Annotated in this window: 19 protein-coding genes; 9 read left to right on the top strand and 10 right to left on the bottom strand. The window is 65.8% G+C overall.

What is annotated here, in order from left to right; genetic code table 11:
- Positions 1-12: 12 nt before the first annotated feature.
- On the bottom strand, positions 13-1071 hold the full coding sequence (locus ACTDI4_RS05155) for an LLM class flavin-dependent oxidoreductase (protein ID WP_442840125.1): 1059 nt from the start codon (positions 1069-1071) through the stop codon (positions 13-15).
- 217 nt (positions 1072-1288) lie between these two features.
- Between ACTDI4_RS05155 and ACTDI4_RS05160 the strand changes: the two genes are divergently transcribed.
- Positions 1289-1717 carry a DUF6481 family protein gene (locus ACTDI4_RS05160; RefSeq protein WP_442840126.1) on the top strand — a complete coding sequence of 143 codons (429 nt, stop codon included), beginning with the start codon at positions 1289-1291 and terminating at the stop codon, positions 1715-1717.
- A 102-nt stretch (positions 1718-1819) separates the two neighbouring features.
- On the opposite strand, the gene sugE is transcribed toward ACTDI4_RS05160, so the two are convergent.
- Together sugE and ACTDI4_RS05170 are read right to left on the bottom strand one after the other, a co-directional pair.
- On the bottom strand, positions 1820-2134 hold the full coding sequence (gene sugE, locus ACTDI4_RS05165; RefSeq protein ID WP_442840127.1) for a quaternary ammonium compound efflux SMR transporter SugE: 315 nt from the start codon (positions 2132-2134) through the stop codon (positions 1820-1822).
- Between the two features lie 162 nt (positions 2135-2296).
- Entirely contained in the window at positions 2297-2419 is a 123-nt protein-coding gene (locus tag ACTDI4_RS05170) for a hypothetical protein (RefSeq protein ID WP_442840128.1), read from the bottom strand.
- 131 nt (positions 2420-2550) lie between these two features.
- On the opposite strand from ACTDI4_RS05170, the gene ACTDI4_RS05175 reads away from it, so the two are divergent.
- The 3 genes from ACTDI4_RS05175 (at position 2551) to pncB (ending at position 5905) form a co-directional block, all read left to right on the top strand.
- Complete coding sequence (locus ACTDI4_RS05175; RefSeq protein ID WP_442840129.1) at positions 2551-2952, top strand: GFA family protein; 402 nt, start codon at positions 2551-2553, stop codon at positions 2950-2952.
- A 257-nt stretch (positions 2953-3209) separates the two neighbouring features.
- Positions 3210-4481 (top strand): polyhydroxyalkanoate depolymerase, encoded by a 1272-nt coding sequence (locus ACTDI4_RS05180; protein ID WP_442840130.1) that lies wholly within the window; start codon positions 3210-3212, stop codon positions 4479-4481.
- 119 nt (positions 4482-4600) lie between these two features.
- Positions 4601-5905 (top strand): nicotinate phosphoribosyltransferase, encoded by a 1305-nt coding sequence (pncB, locus tag ACTDI4_RS05185; protein ID WP_442840131.1) that lies wholly within the window; start codon positions 4601-4603, stop codon positions 5903-5905.
- A gap of 69 nt (positions 5906-5974) precedes the next feature.
- On the opposite strand, the gene ACTDI4_RS05190 is transcribed toward pncB, so the two are convergent.
- Positions 5975-7387, bottom strand: a complete 1413-nt coding sequence (locus tag ACTDI4_RS05190; RefSeq protein WP_442843271.1) for a sodium:proton antiporter — start codon at positions 7385-7387, stop codon at positions 5975-5977.
- A 124-nt stretch (positions 7388-7511) separates the two neighbouring features.
- Entirely contained in the window at positions 7512-8111 is a 600-nt protein-coding gene (gene pncA / locus ACTDI4_RS05195) for a bifunctional nicotinamidase/pyrazinamidase (RefSeq protein ID WP_442840132.1), read from the bottom strand.
- 474 nt (positions 8112-8585) lie between these two features.
- Here pncA and ACTDI4_RS05200 point away from each other — a divergent pair, with 474 nt between their 5' ends.
- On the top strand, positions 8586-9407 hold the full coding sequence (locus ACTDI4_RS05200) for a ferredoxin--NADP reductase (RefSeq protein ID WP_442840133.1): 822 nt from the start codon (positions 8586-8588) through the stop codon (positions 9405-9407).
- A gap of 2 nt (positions 9408-9409) precedes the next feature.
- Here ACTDI4_RS05200 and ACTDI4_RS05205 read toward each other — a convergent pair whose 3' ends face one another.
- The 5 genes from ACTDI4_RS05205 to ACTDI4_RS05225 form a co-directional block, all read right to left on the bottom strand.
- Positions 9410-10408, bottom strand: coding sequence for an ABC transporter ATP-binding protein (locus ACTDI4_RS05205; protein WP_442840134.1), 999 nt, complete (start codon positions 10406-10408; stop codon positions 9410-9412).
- Positions 10409-10496: 88 nt separating this feature from the next.
- Entirely contained in the window at positions 10497-11558 is a 1062-nt protein-coding gene (locus ACTDI4_RS05210) for a Gfo/Idh/MocA family protein (RefSeq protein ID WP_442840135.1), read from the bottom strand.
- Complete coding sequence (locus ACTDI4_RS05215; RefSeq protein WP_442840136.1) at positions 11555-12394, bottom strand: carbohydrate ABC transporter permease; 840 nt, start codon at positions 12392-12394, stop codon at positions 11555-11557. The genes ACTDI4_RS05210 and ACTDI4_RS05215 overlap by 4 nt, the downstream gene beginning before the upstream one ends.
- 11 nt (positions 12395-12405) lie before the next feature.
- Positions 12406-13335, bottom strand: a complete 930-nt coding sequence (locus ACTDI4_RS05220) for a carbohydrate ABC transporter permease (protein WP_442840137.1) — start codon at positions 13333-13335, stop codon at positions 12406-12408.
- 229 nt (positions 13336-13564) lie between these two features.
- Positions 13565-14818, bottom strand: coding sequence for an ABC transporter substrate-binding protein (locus ACTDI4_RS05225; protein ID WP_442840138.1), 1254 nt, complete (start codon positions 14816-14818; stop codon positions 13565-13567).
- A gap of 404 nt (positions 14819-15222) precedes the next feature.
- Here ACTDI4_RS05225 and ACTDI4_RS05230 point away from each other — a divergent pair, with 404 nt between their 5' ends.
- From ACTDI4_RS05230 to nagA, 4 genes are read left to right on the top strand one after another with little or no spacing between them, the layout of a single operon-like run.
- On the top strand, positions 15223-16104 hold the full coding sequence (locus ACTDI4_RS05230) for a BadF/BadG/BcrA/BcrD ATPase family protein (RefSeq protein ID WP_442840139.1): 882 nt from the start codon (positions 15223-15225) through the stop codon (positions 16102-16104).
- The gene (locus tag ACTDI4_RS05235; protein ID WP_442840140.1) at positions 16101-16889 is read left to right on the top strand and encodes a GntR family transcriptional regulator; all 789 of its coding nucleotides are present in this window, start codon (positions 16101-16103) and stop codon (positions 16887-16889) included. Before ACTDI4_RS05230 ends, ACTDI4_RS05235 begins: the two co-directional genes overlap by 4 nt.
- Complete coding sequence (locus ACTDI4_RS05240) at positions 16886-17911, top strand: SIS domain-containing protein (protein ID WP_442840141.1); 1026 nt, start codon at positions 16886-16888, stop codon at positions 17909-17911. Before ACTDI4_RS05235 ends, ACTDI4_RS05240 begins: the two co-directional genes overlap by 4 nt.
- Entirely contained in the window at positions 17908-19071 is a 1164-nt protein-coding gene (nagA, locus tag ACTDI4_RS05245; protein ID WP_442840142.1) for an N-acetylglucosamine-6-phosphate deacetylase, read from the top strand. The genes ACTDI4_RS05240 and nagA overlap by 4 nt, the downstream gene beginning before the upstream one ends.
- Positions 19072-19079: the final 8 nt, after the last annotated feature.

Raw genomic sequence — 19079 nt, forward strand, 5'->3', positions numbered from 1 at the left:
CCGCTTGCGGGCCTACGGGGCCGCGGGCTCGGCGGGTCGCGCAGCGGCAAGCTCCTTGCGCACCAGCGGAGCCACCCTGGTGCCGTAAAGCTCGATCGCCTTCATGATCCTGGCGTGCGGCACGATGCCGATGGCCATCTGCAGCAGGAAGCGGTCGTTGCCGAACAGCCTGTGCTGGGCGACGATCTTTTCCGCCACCTGCTCCGGATTGCCGACGAACAGCGCCCCCTGCGGACCACGCGCCTGGTCGAAATGCGCCCGGCTGGTCGGGCCCCAGCCGCGCTCGCGGCCGATGCGGTTCATCACTTCGGCCTGCGGTCCGTAAAAGTCGTCGGCCGCCTGCTCGGCAGTCTCGCCGACGAAACCATGTACGTTGAGGCTGGTGGCAAGGCCGGCCGGATTCTGGCCGGCGCGGCGTGCGGCTTCCCGATACAGGCCAAACAGCGGTGCGAAGCGCGCCGGCTCGCCGCCGATGATTGCCAGTGCCAGTGGCAGGCCGAGTGCGCCCGCGCGCGCCGCCGATTGCGGCGTGCCGCCGATGGCGATCCAGATCGGCAGCCTATCCCGGAAGGGGCGCGGATAGACGCCGCGGCCGTTGATCGGCGCACGCAGCCGCCCCGACCACGTCACCTCGACATTGTCGCGGATCGCCAGAAGAAGGTCGAGCTTCTCGGCGAACAGCTCGTCGTAATCTTCCAGATTGTAGCCGAACAGCGGGAAGGACTCGATGAAGGAGCCGCGCCCCGCCATGATTTCGGCCCGGCCGGAGGACAACAGGTCCAGCGTGGCGAATTGCTGGAAGACGCGCACGGGATCGTCGGAGGAAAGCACGGTGACGGCGCTGGTCAGCTTGATGCGCCTGGTGCGCTCGGCCGCCGCCGCCAGCACCACCGCGGGCGCGGACGAGGCATAGTCGGGTCGGTGATGCTCGCCGAGACCGAACACGTCGAGCCCGACCTGGTCGGCCAGTTCGATCTCTTCGATCAGGTTGCGCAGCCGCTCGTGCGGGCCGATGGCGCCGGGGCCCGGTTCGGGGCTGACGTCGCCGAAAGTGTAGAGGCCGAGTTCCATGGAAGCGCTTCCTGATTGCGGGTGCGGTTCAAGTAACCATTCGTAACTGCCTGCGCCAGTGGCGCGGATGGTGAACGGTGCATGCAGAATTTCGAGGCCAAAGGTGTCTTCGCAGTGCAACAAGCCGGATTTTCATGGCTGGCATACCGTTTTGGCGCTTGAACTCCTGGTTTTCGCGCGTATGTAAACGACGCAAATTGACTTCAGGGAACTGGAATTGGCTATCTATAGGGAAAAGGACATCTTCGAGCGGCGCAACGCCGCCAACGAGGCGAAGAAGGCGCTCCTGGAGCGCTTCAAGGCAAGGCCGGCAGCAGACGACCCGCAGGTCCTGGCGCGGCAGGCCGAACGCAAGGCCATCCTGGAAGCCCGCGCCGTGCGCGAGGCGGAAAAGCAGCGGCTGAGGCAGGAAAAGCTGGCGCGCGAAGCGGCCGAGCGGGCCGTGCGCGAGGCCGCGGAAGCGGCCGCACGTCTGGAAGCGGAAACCAAGGCTGCCGAAGAGGCCAAGATTCGCGAGGCCGAGGAAAACGAGCGCATCAGCCGCCTGCTGGCCGATGAAGCCGCCCGCAAGGCCAAGCGCGACGCCCGCTACGCCGCCCGCAAGTCGCGTGTCGGCCGCACACCTCCTGGCTTCACCGCTCGCTGAGCTTGCTGCTCGGGCAGGATTTGGCGCCTGGCTTGCCCAGGCAGGCCGCCCTCGCGGGCGGCCCTTTCGTCGTTGAGGCAAAAAGGCCGACCGCCCGCGCCTTCACGCCACCAATTTCAGCCCGATGATGCCGGACACGATCAGCGCGATGCAGGCGAGCCGTATCGCGGTCGCCGGTTCGCCGAGCAGCCAGATGCCGAGCAAGGCCGTGCCCACGGTGCCGATGCCGGTCCACACCGCATAGGCGGTGCCGACCGGCAGCGTCTTCAGCGCCAGCCCGAGCATGCCCATGCTGATGACCATGGACAGAACCGTCAACGTGGTCGGCAGCGGCTTGGAAAAACCTTCGGTATATTTCAGGCCGATGGCCCAGCCGATCTCGAAAAGGCCGGCAAAGAACAGCAAAATCCATGGCATGGGACGCTCCTGTGTTGGCAGGGTCGTCCCGGCCGGGTTGCAATCGATGCGAGGTCGTCCTCGCCCGACCCGTAGGAATTTCGCGCCTACGGGTCAATAGCCGCTGGCCGTCGCCGCGGAGCACGATGACGGGAAAAGACGCTCCGGTTCGCGCGCTGCCTGTTATTTTTCCTTGATTCGCGTTGCCTGCACCGGCGCCGTCTTGACGGCTGGCGCGGAGGGTTTCTTGGCATCCTTCTTCGGCTTGCGCGGTTCCTTCGCCGCTTTCATCTGCCCCTTGGCCATGCTGGTGTCCTCCGGTGACTGAGGCGCGGATTGAAGCAAGAGATTTGCGCGGCTTCAATACACAATACGGTTCACAAGCGTCGCATCCGGTGGGAAACTGGCGCCGGTTCCTCGGTAAGGGAGTAACGAAGATGCGCATAGACGGCGGGTGCCATTGCGGCGCCATCACCTATCGGGCGGAGGTCAACCCGCAAAAGACCTCGATCTGCCATTGCGTCGATTGCCAGCAGCTTACCGGCACCGCCTTCCGCGTGTCGGTGCCTGCCCCGGAAGACGCGTTCGAGATGTCGGGCACGCCGAAGATCTATGTCAGGACCGGCGACAGCGGCGCCGCACGCGCGCAGGCCTTCTGCCCCGAATGCGGCTCCCACCTTTATTCCACCTCGGTCGGCGACGGCCCCAAGGTCTACGTCATCCGAACCGGCACGGTCCGGCAGCGGCAGGAACTGGTGCCGCACAGGCAGATCTGGCACCGTTCGGCGCTGCACTGGCTGCCCGAGTTCGAAGGGCTGGCGACGGCCGAAAAGCAGTAGGCGGCCGCCGGCTCCGCGCCTGCCTGAGTCGGAAAGCCGGGCCCCGGGAGAGGAACATGTAGCCGGGGCCGGGAGGATTTGACCCCGAATCCGGCCGCCAGCGGCCGAATTCCGGTTGAATTGGCCTGAAATCCCACCTACCTCACCCCGCATGAACTATTGCGCCGCAACAATTTCTTGATAACTTCGTTGCAGGATATTGAAGGCTCGGCGCGGCTCCGTCGACCTTTTGGGTCAGGCAGCAGCGAGGTTCCTCGATGTTCTACCAATTCTATGAAATGAACCACGCTGCGTTGCAGCCGGCCCGCGCCTACGCGGACGCGGTGCGCATGCTCTATTCCAATCCGCTCAATCCGTTGTCCCACACCACCTGGGGCCGTTCGGTTGCGGCGATGGCCGAGTTGTTCGAGCGCACCACGCGCCGCTACGGCAAGCCGGCCTTCGGGCTGCATGAGACGGTGGTGGAAGGCCGCAGCGTGCCCGTGCAGGAAAGGATCGTCTGGTCACGGCCCTTCTGCAACCTGATCCATTTCGAGCGCGCCGTCCCTGCCGGGCGGCGCTCCGATCCCAAGCTTCTGATCGTGGCGCCCATGTCGGGTCACTACGCCACGCTGCTGCGCGGCACGGTGGAGGCCATGCTGCCCCATGCCGAGGTCCACATCACCGACTGGACGGACGCGCGCATGGTGCCGCTGTCTGAGGGCCGCTTCGACCTGGACGACTATATCGACTACGTCATCGACATGCTGCACGCCCTGGGGCCGGATACGCATGTCATGGCCGTGTGCCAGCCTTCCGTGCCCGTTCTTGCGGCCGTCGCGCTGATGGAGGCGCGCGGCGATGCGCTGGCGCCCGCCACCATGACGCTGATGGGCGGCCCGATCGATACGCGCCGCAACCCCACCGCCGTCAACCTCCTGGCCGAGGAGAAGGACATCGGCTGGTTCCGCGACAACGTCATCATGCAGGCGCCCTGGCCGGCGCCGGGCTTCGGCCGCGACGTCTATCCGGGCTTCTTGCAGCTTTCCGGCTTCATGAGCATGAACCTCGACCGGCACATCATCGCCCACAAGGACTTCTTCATGCATCTGGTGAAGCATGACGGCGACGGCGCCGAGAAGCACCGCGAGTTCTACGACGAATATCTGGCAGTGATGGATCTCACCGCGGAGTTCTACCTCCAGACGGTGGAGACCGTCTTCATCCGACACGATCTTCCGCAGGGCAGGATGAAGCATCGCGGCACCCTGGTCGATCCGGCCGCGATCCGCAACACGGCTCTGTTCACGGTGGAGGGCGAGAACGACGACATTTCCGGCCTCGGCCAGACCGAGGCCGCGCAAGGCCTGTGCTCCGGCATCCCGGCGGACAGGAAGGCGCATTACGTGCAGCCGGCCGTCGGCCATTATGGCGTCTTCAACGGCTCGCGCTTCCGCGCCCAGATCGTACCGCGCATCGTCGATTTCATGGCCGGCCACGGCCGTACCAGGGGCCGGGCGAAACCTTCCCGGTCGGCCGGCGCCGCCTGAACCGGCGCATCATCGCCGCCCGGCACTCTTTTCGCTGGCCCACCGCAAAGCGGGCGACGTCGTGTGCGATTGGATGCTAAGAGGGCACGCGGCAACGGCACAAGCAGTAAAGCACGGTCATGGCAAGAACGGACATCGCCCGGCGCGTCTACAATCACACCTGGAAGCTGGACCCCATCGTCCGCTCCCTGCTCGACACGGATTTCTACAAGCTTCTGATGCTCCAGATGATCTGGGGCATGTATCCGAAGGTCGACGCCACCTTCTCGCTGATCAACCGCACCACCTCGGTGCGCCTGGCCGACGAGATCGACGAGGGCGAACTGCGCGAGCAGCTCGACCATGCCCGCACGCTGCGCCTCTCCAAGAAGGAGATGATCTGGCTGGGCGGCAACAATTTCTATGGACGCAAGCAGATATTCGAGCCGGAGTTCCTTGCCTGGCTGGAGGATTTCCGCCTGCCCGAATACGAACTGGAGAAGCGCGACGGCCAGTATGAGCTGACTTTCGCAGGTCCGTGGATGTACACCACCATGTGGGAGATCCCGGCGCTTTCCATCATCAACGAAATGCGTTCGCGCTCGGCCATGAAGGCTTTCGGGCCCTTTGCCCTGGACGTGCTCTATGCCCGCGCCAAGGCCAAGATGTGGGACAAGACCGAGCGGCTGAAGAAGCTGCCGGGCATCCTGATCTCGGATTTCGGCACTCGCCGCCGCCATTCCTTCCTGTGGCAGCGCTGGTGCGTGGAGGCGCTCAAGGAGGGCATCGGCGAGGCCTTCACCGGCACCTCCAACGTGCTTCTGGCCATGGACACCGACCTGGAGGCGCTGGGCACCAATGCGCACGAGTTGCCCATGGTGCTGGCGGCGCTGGCAGACAGCGAGGGCGAACTGAAGAAGGCGCCCTACAAGGTGCTGCAGGACTGGCAGCGCTATTATGGCGGCAATCTGCTGATCGTGCTGCCGGACGCCTTCGGCACCGCCTCCTTCCTGCGCGACGCGCCCGACTGGGTGGCCGACTGGACCGGCTTCCGCCCCGACAGCGCTCCGCCCATCGAAGGCGGCGAGAAGATCATTTCGTGGTGGCGCAAGATGGGCAAGGATCCGCGAAAGAAGCTCCTGATCTTCTCGGACGGGCTGGAGGTCGACACCATCATCGAGACCTATCGGCATTTCGAAAGCAAGGTGCGCATGTCCTTCGGCTGGGGCACCAACCTCACCAACGATTTCGAGGGCTGCGCGCCTACCCCCACCGACCGGCTGAACGCCATATCTCTGGTGTGCAAGGTCACCGAGGCCGACGGCCGGCCGGCGGTCAAGCTGTCCGACAATCCGGAGAAGGCCACCGGCGACCCGGCCGAGATCAGGCGCTATCTGCGCATCTTCGGCGAGCAGGACCGCGTCAGGCAATTGGTGAAAGTCTGATGCTCTGGCCTTCCCCCTTGCGGGAGAAGGCGCTGGAACAGATGAAAGCGGCCGAGCGTTCGCGCCGCCTCACCCGAAGAAGAGCAGGCTGGCCACGATGAAGGTGGGGATCAGCACGATGCCCGACCATATCATGTAGCCGAAGAAGCCCGGCATCTTGACGCCCTGGTTCCTGGCGATGGCATAGACCATGAAGTTCGGCGCATTGCCGATATAGGTGTTGGCGCCCATGAACACCGCGCCCGCCGAGATCGCGGCGAGCGTTGTGGCGTACTCCGTCATCAGGTGCTGCGGGTCGCCGCCGGCCATCTCGAAGAACACCAGATAGGTCGGCGCATTGTCGAGGAAGGAAGACAGGATGCCGGTCAGCCAGAAATAGGCGAGGTCGTTGGGGGCACCCGACGGCGTCGAGACCAACGCCACCAGCGGCGCCAGCGCGCCGTCCATGCCTGCCCGCAGGATCGCCACCACCGGCACGATGCATATGAAGATGCCGGCAAACAGCTTCGCCACCTCCGCGATCGGCCCCCAGTTGAAGCCGTTGGCGACGCGGTATTCCTTGCGCGAAACGGCGAGGGATACGAAGGCGAGCAGCAGGATGACGCCGTCGCGCACCAGGTTCTGCAGCTCAAGCTCCACCCCACCGACCGTGAACGTCACCCCCGGCTTCCAGATCGCCGAGACCAGGATGGCGCCGATCACGCCGGCCAGCAGCGGAATGTTGGGCAGGCCCCGGATGCGCACCTTGGAATCCGGCGTCGGGTCCTTGATCTTCGGTGCGCCGCCCTCGCGCTTGTGCAGGAAAATGTCGAGCGCCAGGAAGGCGGTCAGCACCACGCCGCCGACGAACAGCGTGTCGGGCAGGATGTGCACGGTGGTCCAGAAGAAGTCGACGCCGCGCAGGAAGCCGACGAACAGCGGCGGGTCGCCCAGCGGCGTAAGCGAACCGCCGATGTTGGATACCAGGAATATGAAGAACACCACCACATGGGCGTTGAACGGCCGGTTGTCGTTGGCGCGGATCATCGGGCGGATCATGATCATGGAGGCGCCGGTGGTGCCGACCACGGAGGCCAGCACTGCCCCGATCAGCAGCAGCGCGGCATTGGTCAGCGGCGTGCCGTGGATGTTGCCCGCCACCAATATGCCGCCGGAAATGGTGAACAGCGCGAACAGCAGGATGATGAAGGACATGTATTCGGTCAGCAGGGCGTGCAGCACCGCTTCCGTGGCCAGCGGGAAGCCGAACGCGGCCACAAGCGGCAGCACCGCCAGCGCCGACCAGCCAATGGTGATCTTGCCATAGTGATGTTCCCAGACATGATGGAAGAACAACGGGCCGGTGGCGATGGAAAGCAGCAGTCCGGCAAAGGGCAGCGCCCACCACAGCGACATGGCAGCGCCCGGCAGGCCATGCGCCTCCGCCGCCGCGAAGGCCGGCCCGGCGGCCATGACGCCGGCGAGAACGCAGCCGCCCGCCATCACTTTCCTTGCAAACTCCACGGTCATCTTCCTTCCTTCAGCGCTGCCGGCCTGTCCGGCTCCGCCTCCGCTATTGTTTTCGTTTCTGGCTGAGCGTCCCCGGTCCGGGACGCCGTCGATCGGTCTAGGCCAGCGTAACGCCGGCCTCGCGCATGCGTTGCAGCATGGTTTCCAGCGAACCGCCGAGGTCGATGCCGCGGCAGGCGTCGAGCCGCACCGTTACCGAAAAGCCCTGGCCGACCGCGTCGAGCGCCGAATAGGCCACGCAGAAATCTGTGGCCAGCCCCACCAGCGTGAGCGCGCCGATGCCGCGCTCGCGCAGGTAGCCTGCCAGCCCGGTCGGCGTGGTGTGATCGTTCTCGAAAAAGGCAGAGTAGCTGTCGATCGCGGGCCGGAATCCCTTGCGGATGACCAGTTCGGCCTTGCTCCAGGCAAGGCCGGAGTGGAAATCGGCGCCCTTGCTTGCCTGGATGCAATGGTCCGGCCACAGCGTCTGTGGGCCGTAGGGCATGTCCACATGCTCGAACGGCTTTTTGCCCGGATGGCTGGAGGCGAAGCTCGAATGGCCGGTGGGATGCCAGTCCTGCGTCATCACCACATGGTCGGCATGGCGGATCAGATCGTTGACCAGCGGCACGATCTCGTCGCCGCCTTCGACCGCCAGCGCGCCGCCGGGGCAGAAGTCGTTCTGCATGTCGATGACGATCAGGGCTTCCTCGGCCATGAGTTCTTTCCTGTGCATGTCTTTCGCCGGCCGAACCGGCCGGGGGGCAGAACCTTCACCAGATGGCGCGGCGCGTCAACCTTTCCAGGGCGCAAAACGGATGCGCGGGTGGTTTATCGCGGCGCTTTGCTGCACGGCTTGGCTTCGCCGGCACCGCGCCCGGTTTTGTCGCTGCCTGGCCGTTGTTCACATTCGAGGTTTCCGCAAGGGTCGCGTCGTTTCAACGGGTTGCCGGGAAGGGTTGTGCCGAAATCTTCCGCCATCTCTGCCGGACGGAAAATTTTCGCCTATTGATCTGGCTCAGTTTGGAACCGCGTTTTCCCCGGTAACGTTGACGCAAATGTCGCTTTTACACTAATAGACTTGTCATTCGGCGACTTGACGTCGCTTGGTGGCGCTTCGCCGAAAAAGGTTCACCCGGCAGCATATCGAACGGACCGGCGGGACGGTCCCGCAGCAGGACAGGATGGCTTGATGAGCACCGCTTCGGCACAGAACACGGTCGCCCCGCAGACGTTCCCGATTCCGGCCAATGTCCATGCCGAGACAGTGGTTTCGGTGAAGCACTATACCGACCGGCTGTTTTCCTTCCGCATCACGCGGCCGCAATCGCTGCGCTTCCGCTCCGGCGAATTCGTCATGATCGGCCTGCCCAATGCCGAGAAGCCGGTGTTCCGCGCCTATTCCGTAGCCAGCCCCGCCTGGGACGACGAACTGGAGTTCTTCTCCATCAAGGTGCCCGACGGCCCGCTGACGCAGCACCTGCAGAAGATCCAGCCGGGCGACACCGTGCTGATGCGCCCCAAGCCGACCGGCACGCTGGTGCTGGACGCGCTGACGCCCGCCAAGCGCCTGTTCATGATCTCGACGGGAACCGGCATCGCGCCTTTCGCCAGCCTGCTGCGCGATCCCGATACCTACGAGAAGTTCGAGCACGCCTACCTTACCCATACCTGCCGCGACGTGGCCGAACTGGCCTACGGCAAGGAACTGGTCGCGTCGCTGTCGCAGGACCCGCTGATCGGCGAGTTCGCGGCCGGCCGCGTGACGCTCTACAATTCCACCACGCGCGAGACCTCGCCCTGCATGGGCCGCATCACCGCGCTGATCGGCTCGGGCAAGTTCTATTCAGACCTCGGCATCGATCCGCTGAACCCGGAAACCGACCGGGTGATGATCTGCGGCTCCATGCAGATGCTGAAGGACGTCAAGGAACTGGTCGAAAGCCTCGGCTTCGTCGAGGGTTCGCTGGCCAATCCCGCCAGCTTCGTGGTGGAGCGCGCCTTCGTCGGCTGACGCTACCCGAGCGCGCGTCCGTCGGCGTCGAAGCGGTAGATCCTGTCCGGCTGCGGCGTGGCATAGAGCACCGCGCCGGGCTCGGCATTGTAGATGCCGAAAATGCGCACCGTGATGAGCCCGGCCTTTTCGCAGTCGAGATAGAGGTTGGTGTCGGCGCCCAGATGCTCGGCATGCACCACCGTGCCTTTCCAGTCGCCCTTGTGCGCATCGACCGAGATGTGCTCGGGCCGCACGCCTATCGTCTTGACGCTTTCGCCCAGTCGCGCGCCTTCGATGAAGTTCATCTTGGGCGAGCCGATGAAGCCGGCTACGAATTCGTTTGCCGGTGAATTGTAGAGTTCCATCGGTGCGCCGACCTGCTCGATGTTGCCGGCATTCAGCACCACGATCTTGTCGGCCAGCGTCATCGCCTCGACCTGGTCGTGGGTGACATAGACCATGGTCGCCTTCAGCCGGCGATGGAGCTGGGCGATTTCCAGGCGCGTGTTGACGCGCAGCGCTGCATCCAGGTTCGACAGCGGTTCGTCGAACAGGAACAGTTTCGGCTCGCGCACCACGGCGCGGCCGATGGCCACGCGCTGGCGCTGGCCGCCGGAAAGTTCTGCCGGGCGCCGCTTGAGGTAGGGCTCCAGCGACAGCATGGCGGACGCCGCGGCGATGCGCTTGTCGATCTCGGCCGCCGGCGTGCCGGCCTGCTTCAGGCCGAGCCCCATATTGTCGCGTACGGAAAGATGCGGATAGAGCGCATAGGTCTGGAACACCATGGCGATGCCGCGCTTTGCCGGCGGGGTCGAGGTGACGTTCGTGCCGTCGATCAGCACTTTGCCCGATGTCGGGTCCTCCAGCCCGGCGATGACGCGCAGCAGCGTGGACTTGCCGCAGCCCGACGGGCCGACAAAGACGACGAACTCGCCGTCCGAGACTTCGAGGTCGATGCCCTTCAGCACCTCCACCTGACCGAAGGATTTTGTCACGTTCTCGATGTTCAGCGAACCCACGGGATGCCTCCGGTTCGGTACGGTGCCGCTGACACGGCCGGATTTGCGATATTGGCTTCGTCGATCGCTGTGCGGTGCAATCGTTTCCTCACAGCCGCACTGCCTTGCCGGTGCGCACGCTTTCGTCGGCGGCCAGGCAGACGGCCAGCGACTTCACGGCGTCGTCCATGTGGCGCGAAAGGTCGAGATCCTCGCGTATGGCGCGCAGGAAGAAGGCCTGCTCCAGCTCGCAAAGCTCCTGGTGGCCGGGCTCGCCCTGCATCGACAGCAGTTCGTCGGGCCTGGCGAACCTGCCGTCCGGCCCGATGGCGGCCGAATGCAGACGGATGGTCGAGGTCTTCGTGTGGGTGTCGATGTCGTCGGACTTCGCGCCTTCGGCCATGACGATGGACACGCAGCCGTTGGGAGAAATGACGTCCTTCACGAAGAAGGCGGTCTCGGAGATCATCGGCCCCCAGCCGGCCTCGTACCAGCCCACCGAGCCGTCCTCGAACAGCACCTGCAAATGGCCGTAATTGTACATGGCGGGGTCGATCTCTTCCGTGAGCCTGAGGCCCATGCCGCGCACCTCCACTGGCTTCGCGTCGGTGATCTGGCACATCACGTCGAGATAATGCACGCCGCAGTCGACGATGGGCGAGGTGGTTTTCATGAGCTGCTTGTGCGTTTCCCAGCTATGGCCGGAGGATTGCTGGTTGAGGTTCATGCGGAACACGAAAGGTCCGCCCAGCTTGCGGGCTTCGGAAATCAGCAGCATCCAGGACGGGTGGTGGCGCAAAATGTAGCCGACCACGAGTTTCTTCCCATTGGCCCTGGCTGCGTCCACCACACGCTGCGCGTCCGCCACCGTGGTCGCCAGCGGCTTCTCCACGAAGACGTGGCAGCCTGCCTCCAGCGCAGCCACCGCATAGTCGGCATGGCTGTCGGAATAGGTGGCAATGGCGACCGCGTCCGGCTTTTCGTCGACCAGCGCCTGTTCGAAGGAGCGGCGGATCGGGTGGCCGGCAAGCTCGGCCGGCAGCGCCACGTCCGAGCGGTTGACCAGTGCCGCGATCTCGAAGCCGGGGTTCCTCGCATAGGCCAGCGCATGGCTGCGGCCCATATTGCCGAGGCCCGCGACGACGACGCGGATGGGGGTGGGCGTGTTCACTTGACGGCTCCCGAGGTGATGCCGCGGATCAGTTGCCGCGAGAAGATGACATAGAGGATGAGCACCGGCAGGATGGCCAGCGAAAGCGCCGCCAGCACCGCGTTCCAGTTGGTGACATACTGGCCGAGGAAGAGCTGGGCGCCCAGCGTCACCGTCTTGGTGCTCTCCGAGGGAGCCAGGATCAGCGGGAACCAAAGGTCGTTCCAGATCGGGATCATGGTGAAGACCGCCACCGTCGCCATGGCCGGCCGCACCAATGGCAGCACCAGGCGGAAGAAGATGCGATATTCCGACAGCCCGTCGATGCGCCCGGCATTCTTCAGGTCGTCGGACACGCCCTTCATGAACTCGGCCAGGATGAAGATGGCCAGCGGCAGCCCTTGCGCGGTGTAGACCAGCACCAGCGCCGTCAGCGTGTTGACCAGGCCGGAGGCCACCATGAGCTGCAGGATCGCCACGGTTGCCAGCCGGATCGGGATCATGATGCCGAGCGCGAGGTAGAGGCCCATCAGCGTGTTGCCGCGGAAGCGGTATTCGGCCAGCGCAAAGGCGGCCATGGCACCGAACAGCAGCACGAAGAACAGCGAGGCCACGGTGACGATCAGGCTGTTCTGGAAATAGAGCAGGAAATCGCCCTGCTTCATGACGGTGACGTAGCCGATCAGGTCGAAGGTGCTTGCCGTCGGCGGCATCAGCGGTTCGCGGAAGATGGCCTGTCGCGACTTGAAGGAATTGACGATGACCAGGATGACCGGGAACAGCGCGATCACCGTATAGGCGATGAGGATGGCGTGCGCGCCTATCGTGCGTGGCAGGGAGTGGGTGGCGCGGCTCATCTCGGCACTCCTCAGAACTGGTAGCGGCGCAGGCGCGTCTGGATCAGGAACAGGTAGACGCAGACGCCCGCCAGGATGATGAGGAACATCATGGTGGCGATGGCAGCCCCCATGTTGGGGTCGCCCACCTGGAGCTGGAAGCCGAAGAAGGCGCGGTAGAGGAAGGTGCCGAGGATGTCGGTGGAATAGTTCGGCCCGGCCAGTGCCCCTTGTGCCGTATAGATCAGGTCGAAGGCGTTGAAGTTGCCCACGAAGGTGAGGATGGAGATGATGCCGATGGCGGGCAGGATCAGCGGCAGCTTGATCTTCCAGAACTGCGCCCAGCCGGTGATGCCGTCGCATTCGGCCGCCTCGATCACCTCGTCGGGGATGGAAAGCAGCGCGGCATAGATCAGCATCATCGGGATGCCGACGAACTGCCATACCGAGATCAGGCTGAGCGCGGTAAGCGCATAGGCCTCCTTGCCGAGCCAGGGCGTGAACAGGCTTTTGAGGCCCACCAGATCGAGCAGGTTGGGCGCCACTCCCCATAGCGGCGACAGGATCAGCTTCCAGCTGAAGCCGACGATGACGAAGGACAGCACCGTCGGCACGAAGATGGCGGTGCGGTAGAACGCGGCCAGCCGCAGGCGCGGGCTGGAAAGCAGCGCGGCCAGCATCACGCCGATCGGGTTCTGCACCAGCATGTGGATGATGAAGAACCAGACATTGTTGCGCAGCGCGTTCCAGAAGCCGGCCGACCAGTTCGGGTCGCCGAACAGCGTGCGGAAATTGTCGAAGCCGACGAAGCTCTGCACGTTGCCGATGCTGCGGAACAGCGCCAGTTGCAGCGTTCCGAACAACGGCAGGATCATCACTGCCGTGTAGACGATCACCGCCGGCGCCAGGAACACGCCGATGTGCCGGCGGAACGGTCGTTTCGGTGCTGCTTCTGCCGTCATGGACGCGGCTCCCGTCGGCTTGGCTTTGGCCGGGATACAGAGTGTCGGCGCCGGCCGGTGCCTGTTCCCACCCTGCGGGAAGGGCAGGCAGGCGGGCTTCAGTGTAGTTTGCGAGACGGGGTGGGGGTCAACTCCAAAAGGGCCGACCTCCACCCCGCGTCAAAAACCTCGCAAGCGCGGCTTTCTCCCCGCCCCCCTCCAACGTGGGAAGGGGTGGAAGAGAATGACCTCACTTCGCCGGCTTGTACCAGCTATCCAGCCCGTCCTGCAGCTTCTTGGCCGCCTGCTCGGGCGTGTCGGTGCCGTTGATGACGTTGGCCGACTCCACCCAGGTCTCGTTCTCCAGGTTCGGCGTGCCGCGCGACAGGATTTGATAGGTCGAGCGGATGGTCGACTTGCACTTGTTGCGCCAGGAGACGAATTCCTGCGCCAGCGGGTCCTTCATCTCCACCGGCGTGGAGTTCAGGCTGAAGAAGCCGGGAAGCGCGTTGGCATAGATCTCGGCGAACTCGGGCGAGGCCACCCAGGTCAGGAATGTCTTGGCCGCGTCCGGGTTCTTGCTCTTGGCGTTGAGGCCTATGCCGATGTCGTTGTGGTCGGAGATGTAGCAGGTGTCGCCCGCTTTCTCGACCGGCGGCGGGAAGGCGCCCATCTTGAACTGCGCCTGCGCGTTGAAGACCGAGATTTCCCACGAACCGGCCGGGTAGATGGCCGCGCGCCCGAGGGTGAACAGGTTCTGGCTGTCGGGATAGGTCTGCGCCTCGAAGCCGTCGCCCAGATAGGGCTTCCACTTGGCCAGTTCCTCGAACGGCGCCACCCACTGCGGGTCGGTCAGCTTCTGCTCGCCCTTGATGAGCGCCAGCCGGCCTTCCTCGCCGTGCCAGTAGTTGGGGCCGATGTTCTGGTAGCCCATGGTCGCGGCTTCCCACAGGTCCTTGGTGCCCATGGCCATGGGAATGTAGGTGCCGTCTTCCTTGATCTTGTCGAGCGCTGCGAAGAACTCGTCGCGGGTCTCCGGCGCCTTGATTCCGAGCTGGTCGAAGGCGTCCTTGTTGTAGATGAAGCCGTGGATGACGGAGGCCATCGGCACGCAGAAGGTGGCCTTGCCGTCGTCGGTGGTCCAGGCCGCCTTGGCCACGTCGGAGAAGTTCTCCATGCCCTGCAGCGTGGTGAGGTCGGCGAGGTTGCCCTTGTTGTAAAGCTCCAGCGACTTGTCGAAGGGGCGGCAGGTGATGAGGTCGCCCGCCGAGCCGGCCTGCAGCTTGGCGCCCAGCGCGGCGTCGTACTCGGTCGGTGCCGCGGGCGAGAAGGTCACCTTGATGCCCGGGTTCTTGGCCTCGAAGGCGGGGATCAGCTTTTCCTGCCAGATGGCGAGGTCGTCGTTGCGCCAGCTTTCGATGTTCAGCGTCACGTCGTCGGCCCGTGCGGCGCCGGCGAGCATGCTGGAGCCCATGAGAAGCGCAATCAGCAATTTCGTTTTCATGTTCAGTCTCCCTGTTGACCTTGTCGGCATCGGTCCTGATCGGAGCGGGGGCTGTTGCCCTTCCGCTTCGCGCGGGAGCGGCCGCGTATCGGATGCCTGCGGTTTCGGCAAGGAATGGGGAATGGCCACGAAAGCCGGCTGCCCGGCTGTCTCCGCGTCGCGATGCTGCTTCTGGCCGCGCCTTTGCGCCATCCTGTCTCCTCCGCTTTCATGACGATACCAAAAAAATACCACTTGTCTACGGGGATTGGCGGGGTGGTTAAGGAATTTGTGCTGTTTTGCTGCCATTGGGGCGGTATGCCCTTAAAATACCTACGAAAAGAGCTTAACTTTTCCGCAAGGGAAATTAATCCCTTGGCTAATGGTATTTTATTGGTATCATCAATCGCGAGGAGGCCCCAAGCGTGGAATTCGTGCTCGGCATAGATGGCGGCGGCACCAGTTGCCGGGCGGCTGTGGCCGCGGCGGACGGCACCGTGCTGGCCCGCGCCCGGAGCGGGGCGGCCAATATCCGCACCGACCTCACCGGCGCGCGCGCCAACATCGCGGACGCGGCCCGGCAGGCGTTCCTCGCCGCCGGCCTCGACCCGGCGCTGGCGTCGCGCACGCCGGCCGTGCTCGGCTTGGCGGGCGCCAATGTCGGCACTTACCGCCAGCAGCTCGCAGCGATCCTGCCCTTCGCAGAAAGCCGCGTCGAGACCGATGCCGAGATCGCGCTGGAAGGGGCGGTCGGCGCCGGCGACGGGGCGATCGCCATCCTCGGCACCGGCACGGCCTATATGGTGCGCCGGGGCGGCGCCTCGCGCGCCGTCGGCGGCTGGGGCTTCCAGGTGGGCGACCAGGGCAGCGGCGCGCGCATCGGGCGCGACCTGCTTGAGCAGACGCTGCTGGCCTATGACGGCATTCGCGAAGGCTCGCCGCTGACGGCCGAGATGCTGGCCGTGTTCCGCAACGACCCTCAGGACGTGGTCGAATTCACCACCAAGGCCACGCCGGGCGATTTCGGCGGCTTTGCGCCCAAGGTGTTCGAACATGCCGCAGCGGGCGATACCGTGGCCGCATGGATCATCGGCAGGGCCGTGGCCGACGTGGAGGCGGCCCTCGGCGTGCTCGGCCTCGGCGCAGGCGACACGCTGTGCCTGCTTGGCGGGCTGGCGCAGCTCTACGAGCCGCGCCTTTCGGCCGGCTATCGCGCGCTGGTCAGGCTGCCGCTGGACGATGCGCTGGGCGGGGCGGTGCGCATGGCGGCCCGCATTTTCGGCGGGCCGGCGGGGGCGGCGACATGAGCGACGGCGCCGACGCCATCTTTTCGACGCTGCGGCAGTCGCCGCGCGGTGGCATGCCGCTTTATCTGCAGCTTCGCCGCGGTATCGAGGAGGCGGTGCGCAGCGGCCTGATCGGGCCGGGCGACGCCCTGCCGTCCGAGCGCGACATCGCCGCGATGGCCGACATATCGCGCGTCACCGTGCGCAAGGCGGTGCAGGACCTGGTCAAGGACGGCATATTGGTACAGCGCCACGGCTCCGGCACCTTCGTGGCCTCGCGCCCCGAGCGGGTGGAACAGTCGCTGTCGCAGCTCACCTCCTTCACGGAGGACATGGCCCGCCGCGGCATGACGGTGCGCTCGCAATGGCTGGAGCGCGGCCTCTATGCGCCTTCGCCGGAAGAGATCATGGTGCTGGGCCTCGGGTCGGGCGAGCAGGTGGCGCGGGTGGAGCGCCTGCGCATCGCCGACGACACGCCGCTGGCCATCGAGCGCGCCTCGCTCTCGGCCCGCGTGCTGCCGGACCCGGCCGGCATCGGTGCCTCGCTCTATGCCGCGCTGCAACGGACCGCCAACCGGCCGGTTCGTGCGGTGCAACGCATATCGGCCATAAATCTGGGCCAGACTGATGCGCATCTGCTGGGCGTGGCGCCGGGCTCCGCCAGCCTGCGCATCGAGCGCATTTCCTATCTGGCCAGCGGCAAGGTGGTCGAATTCACCCGCTCGGTCTATCGCGGCGATGCCTACGACTTCGTGGCGGAACTGCGCCTGGGCCTGGCCGATGGAGACGCGGGAGGTCGCGCATGACGAAGACCCATATGCGCCGCGAGATCGAGGAGATTCCGGAGGCGGTGGCGCGCCTGCTCGACCGTTCCGGCCCGGCCCTCGTCGAGGCAGGGCGCGGCATCAATGCCCGCGACCCGCATTTCGTCGTCACGGTGGCGCGCGGCTCCTCCGATCATGCCGCTACCTTCATGAAATATGCGGTGGAACTGACCGCCGGGCTGGCCGTCGCCTCGGTCGGCCCTTCCGTCGCTTCCATCTATGGCGCCCGGCTGCGGCTGGACGGCTCGGCCTGCCTGGCGATCTCGCAATCGGGCAAGAGCCCCGACATCGTGGCCATGGTCGAAAGCGCCCGCCGCCGCGGCGCGCTGACGGTGGCGCTGACCAACACCGCCGGCTCGCCGCTGGCGCTGGCATCCGACTACGCCATCGACATTATGGCCGGGCCGGAGCGCAGCGTCGCCGCCACCAAGAGCTTCGTCAATTCGGCTGTGGCCGGCCTGGCGCTGATGGCGCATTGCACGGGCGACGAGGGCCTGCTTTCGGCGCTGCGCGGATTGCCCGAAAAATTCCGCGAGGCCATTGCCTGCGACTGGATGGGCCTGGCGGGCGCGCTGGAGGGTCATGGCTCCATGTTCATACTTGGCCGGGGGCCGTCGCTCGCCATTGCTTCCGAGGCGGCGCTGAAGCTCAAGGAAACCTGCGCCTATCATGCCGAGGCCTATAGCGGGGCGGAGGTCATGCATGGGCCGATGGCCATGGTGGGGCCTGGCTTCCCGGTGCTGGCGCTGGCCGCGCGCGATGCCGCCGAGCCGTCGCTCGCCGCCGCCGCCGACAGCCTGGCCGGCAAGGGCGCGGCCGCCTTCGCCACTTCGGCGCTGGTCAAGGCTGCCCGCAGCCTGCCGCATGCGGAAACCGGCCATCCGCTCACCGACCCGCTGGCGCTTGTCGTGTCCTTCTACGCCTTCGTGGAGGCGTTCGCGCGCCGGCGCGGCGTGGACCCCGATGCGCCCCCCAACCTGAAGAAGGTGACGGAGACGCTATGAGCACGCGCCAGACCCTCACCGGCGCCCGCATCTTCGACGGCGACCGCTGGCATGACGACGCGGCCGTGGTGGTGGACGGCGGGCTGATCGAAGCCATCGTCGCGCGCGCCGACGTTCCGGCCGCTGCGCAGACGGTCAACCTGGGCGGCGGCATGCTGGTGCCGGGCTTCATCGACCTCCAGGTCAATGGCGGCGGCGGCGTGATGCTGAACGACGCGCCGTCGGTGGAAGCGATCCGCACCATCTGCGCCGCGCATGCGCGCTATGGCACCACCGCACTGCTGCCGACGCTGATCACCGATACGCCGCAGATCACCGAGGCCGCGGTCGCCGCCGGCGAGGAAGCGGCCGCAGCCGAAGTGCCGGGCTTCCTCGGGCTGCATCTGGAAGGGCCGCATCTGTCGCTCGCCCGCAAGGGCGCGCACGACCCGAAGCTGATCCGGCCGATGACCGACGCCGACCAGGCGGGGCTCGTGGCCGCCAGGACGAAAATGCCGGTGCTGCTGACCACCCTGGCGCCGGAATCGGTGGAGGCCTGGCGCGTCACGGCGCTGGCCGGGGCGGGCGTGATCGTCAGCCTCGGCCATTCCGATGCCGGCTATGACGTCGCGATGGCCTATGCAGGGGCGGGCGCCACCATGGCGACGCATCTCTTTAATGCCATGAGCCAGATCGGCAACCGCGAGCCGGGCCTTGCCGGCGCGGCAATCGACGGCGGCGGCTTCTCGGCGGGGCTGATCGCCGACGGCATTCACGTCCATTCGGCCACGATGGCGACCGCTTTGCGCGCCAAGCGGGGGCCGGGCCACATCTTCCTGGTCACCGACGCCATGGCCACGATCGGCACGGACATGACCTCGTTCACGCTGAACGGCCGCACCGTCTACCGCAAGGACGGCAGCCTGCGGCTGGCCGACGGCACGCTGGCCGGCGCCGATCTCGACATGATTTCGGCCGTGCGCTTCATGCACCGCGTCGTCGGCCTCGACCTGGCCGAGGCGCTGCGCATGGCCAGCCTCTATCCGGCCGATGCGGCGGGGCAGGGGCATCGGCGCGGCCGGCTTGCCGCCGGCATGGCCGCGGACATGGTGGCGTTGTCCGAGGGGCTGGACGTCAGCGCCGTATGGATCGGCGGCAGCAAGGTCTTCGCCAGGGCCTGAGCGGGCGA

Origin of the sequence: Mesorhizobium sp. PUT5 (genome assembly GCF_052216645.1) — a bacterium.
Lineage (GTDB): Bacteria > Pseudomonadota > Alphaproteobacteria > Rhizobiales > Rhizobiaceae > Mesorhizobium.